The organism is Caballeronia arvi (assembly GCF_001544695.2).
Classification (GTDB): domain Bacteria; phylum Pseudomonadota; class Gammaproteobacteria; order Burkholderiales; family Burkholderiaceae; genus Caballeronia; species Caballeronia arvi.
In genome coordinates this window covers 1-3,310 of the sequence record NZ_FCOM02000157.1, presented here as the reverse complement: position 1 = coordinate 3,310, position 3,310 = coordinate 1, and the positions used below count along the sequence as shown (strand labels likewise).

At 60.6% G+C, this 3,310-nt stretch carries 2 protein-coding genes; one reads left to right on the top strand and one right to left on the bottom strand.

All coding sequences use genetic code 11. The features are described 5' to 3' along the window. A partial coding sequence (locus tag AWB74_RS48055) for a hypothetical protein (RefSeq protein WP_235024946.1) occupies positions 1 to 186 on the bottom strand: 186 nt, incomplete at its 3' end. A gap of 696 nt (positions 187 to 882) precedes the next feature. Here AWB74_RS48055 and AWB74_RS43670 point away from each other — a divergent pair. Further along, entirely contained in the window at positions 883 to 2,589 is a 1,707-nt protein-coding gene (locus AWB74_RS43670; protein ID WP_061152686.1) for a 3-(methylthio)propionyl-CoA ligase, read from the top strand. The last annotated feature ends 721 nt before the right edge of the window (positions 2,590 to 3,310 follow it).

The following is a 3,310-nucleotide window of genomic DNA, read 5'->3' as shown; positions in this document are numbered from 1 at the left end:
CGATTCGTTATCAAGAAGCTCCGACGCCTCTTGATCTTCAAGCCGACCCGACAACTCATTAATCAGCGTTTCCCTAGCTGACGAAGACGATGTGGTGGTCGCACGAACTTCCGCACGAGAAATACGCGATGCGCCCGCCCCGCAGACGCAGCAGCACTTGTTCGAGCCCGAAGACTTCGCTGCCATCACATGGGCTTAGCCTGGCAGCGAATGATGCGCACCTGCCCAAGGTTCGGGCTCGACAAAGTAGATGAAGAACGACTAGGAAGTTACACCATTCCGTGGTGGCTGCATAAGCCGACCTCGACATGCGGCACGCATCAAGTCGGTCTGTCTCGCTCACCCCAGATCAGGTCACAGCGTGGTTTCGCGTGAAGTGCTCAATGACCTAGGTCGAAGCAATGACCAATCACCGTGCTCTGTGCGGGTGGACGGACGTACGATCGGCTCGCTGTCGAACCGTTGGTCGCAGCGATTGCGCAGGACTCTGTTAGCGGCTTTGTGTTAGCGCGAACGACCGCATAGCGTGGTGCAGCCGCCTGACGCACCTGGTTGGTTGAACCGACAGTAGTGGCCGACCAATGCGCCGCGCATCGGCGGTTTTCGGAGCGGACAAGCCGTTCGAGTGACCACTGCGTAGCTCAGGCGAGCGACAGAAAGTGGAGCCGCAGTCCAACGCGCGCGTGGCTAGTCTCCGTGTGCAGATTGCGGGTCCTACAGGCAGGAGACATTCGCGATATCCTTCTTATCTATTTGCAACACTCGCAGGCCTCAACTAAGTTAAATAGCCGGAAGCCTCGGCTGTTGAGCAGATGCCATGTCCGATACTTCTAGCACTCTTATGCGATCCCGAGTTCGCGGTAATAGCAGGGAGACTTGACTATGACGACACCGCTGCTCGGTCAGATGATGGACGTGCCGCTGACGGTATCCTCACTCCTGGCCCATGCGTCACGTCACTTCGGCACGACCGAGATCGTGTCAAAGCGCATCGAAGGCGACGTGCATCGCTACACGTATCGCGACTGCGAAAAGCGCGCGAAGCAACTGGCGCAGGCGCTTATGGCGCTGGATGTGCAGCCGGGCGAACGGATCGGCACGCTGGCATGGAACGGCTACCGCCATCTGGAAGCCTATTACGGCACAACGGGCTTCGGGGCCGTTTGTCATACCATCAACCCCCGGCTCTTCCCCGAGCAGATCGCATGGATCATCAACGACGCCGATGACAGCTACGTGCTGTTCGATACAACGTTCGCGCAGTTGATCGAATGCCTTGCGCTCCTCTGCCCTAAGGTGCGTGGGTGGATCGCGCTTGCCGACGACGCGCATCTGCCTGCGGTGCACGCGCCCATGCCGCTCATCAGCTATGAGACGTTTCTCAAGCCACACGACGGCGCATTCGATTGGCCCCTCCTTGACGAGCGTCAGGCATCGTACCTTTGTTACACCTCGGGCACGACCGGCAATCCAAAGGGTGCGCTATATTCGCATCGATCCACGGTGCTGCACGCGTACGCCGGCGCGTTGCCGGATGCGATGTGCCTATCGGCGCGTGACTCGGTGTTGCCCGTCGTGCCAATGTTTCATGCGAACGCATGGGGCATGCCGCATGCCGCACCGCTCACAGGCGCGAAACTCGTCCTGCCGGGCAAGGATCTCGACGGAAAATCCCTGTTCGAACTGATGCAGGCAGAGCGCGTCACGTATTCCGCCGGCGTGCCGACCGTCTGGCTTGGCCTGCTCAATTACATGAAGGAAGCGGGCGTGCGTTTGTCGTCACTGCAACGGGCGGTCATCGGCGGGTCCGCGTGCCCGCCTTCGATGCTGCGCACGTTCGAGGAATACGGCGTCGAAGCCATTCACGGATGGGGCATGACCGAGATGTCACCGCTTGGCACGCTCGCAAAACTCAACTGGGAACAATCACAGCGGCCGCCGGAAGAACAGCGCAGGCTCCGCGAAAAGCAGGGGCACGTGATCTACGGCGTAGACATGAAGATCGTTGGCGACGACGGGCGCGATCTGCCGTGGGACGGCGTCGCGTTCGGCGAACTGCACACGCGCGGTCCGTGGGTGATCAAACGGTATTTCCAGAAGGATGACTCGCCGCTCGTCGACGGCTGGTTTCCGACCGGCGACGTGGCCACTATCGACCGGGAAGGTTTTATGCGGATCACCGACCGCAGCAAGGATGTGATCAAGTCGGGCGGCGAGTGGATTAGTTCGATCGAGATCGAGAACATCGCGATCGCGCACCCGGCGGTCGCAGAGGCGGCGTGCATCGCCTGCGCCCATCCGAAGTGGCTGCAGCGGCCGCTGCTCGTCGTCGTCAAACGCAAGGACGCCGAGGTCACGCGCGACGAACTGCTCGCATTCTACGCAGGTAAGGTCGCGAAGTGGTGGATGCCAGATGACGTTGTCTTCGTCAACGAGTTGCCGCATACGGCCGTTGGCAAGCTGCACAAAGTGAAGCTGCGCGAGCAGTTCTGCGATCACCCGCTGCCGTCAGCGCTCGAAGTTGAGAACGGTCCGCTTTCCAACGAGCGAGCAATGGGAGGCGCCGAGTCGAAACCCGCGGCGGGATAACCGAAGAGGAGTTATCAGGTGACCCCACCGCACCGCCATCCGGTGCAACCATTCGTTCACGTACATCTCGATCGACCGTTGGGACGCTCAGTATGCCGTGCTGGCGACTCACCCCGGATCAGGTCACGGCGTGGCTTCGCGTGAAGTGCTCAACGGACTAGGTTGAGGCAAAGACCGATGACCGGGCTCTCAGCCGGTGGCCGGACGCGCGATCGGCTCATGGCGTCGTGCAGCCGCCTGACGCGCCTCGTTGGCTGAACAATAGCAATGGCAGACCAGAGCGCGGGGCTTCGACAGGTTTCGGAGGGGACAAGCCGTTCGAGTGACCACTGCGTGGCTCAGGGAAGCGGCAGAAAGTGGCCGAGCCCAGAACTTTTTGCAGCCGGACATGCTCTTTTAGAGAGCCAGATAAATGAACTCCCCTTCGAGAACTTCTTTTGACGCTGATTGCCGTGTCGTGACAGCTCGCTGACAATGATGCAGGCGTGCTATTACGCAAATGTCTCAAAGCGCGGATCACGCTGTGGCCGGGCTTGCGGTCGTCAACCGACACATCGCGACTGCGGCGCCGTTCACGATGGGCGCGCGCTCCATGGATCGGCCGGCAAACTCCACCTGCGCAATGCCTTGCCGGAGGCCGCCACGGTAAGCGTCGCGGCACGGCCGTCTTGATTCGCGCAATCTGAGACGCCAAAGTGGTTCCCACCACTTCAAGTAGCGG

Excerpts from the sequence above, each read along its gene's own strand:
- AWB74_RS43670 (WP_061152686.1), top strand. The coding sequence starts at position 883 with ATGACGACACCGCTGCTCGGTCAGATGATGGACGTGCCGCTGACGGTA.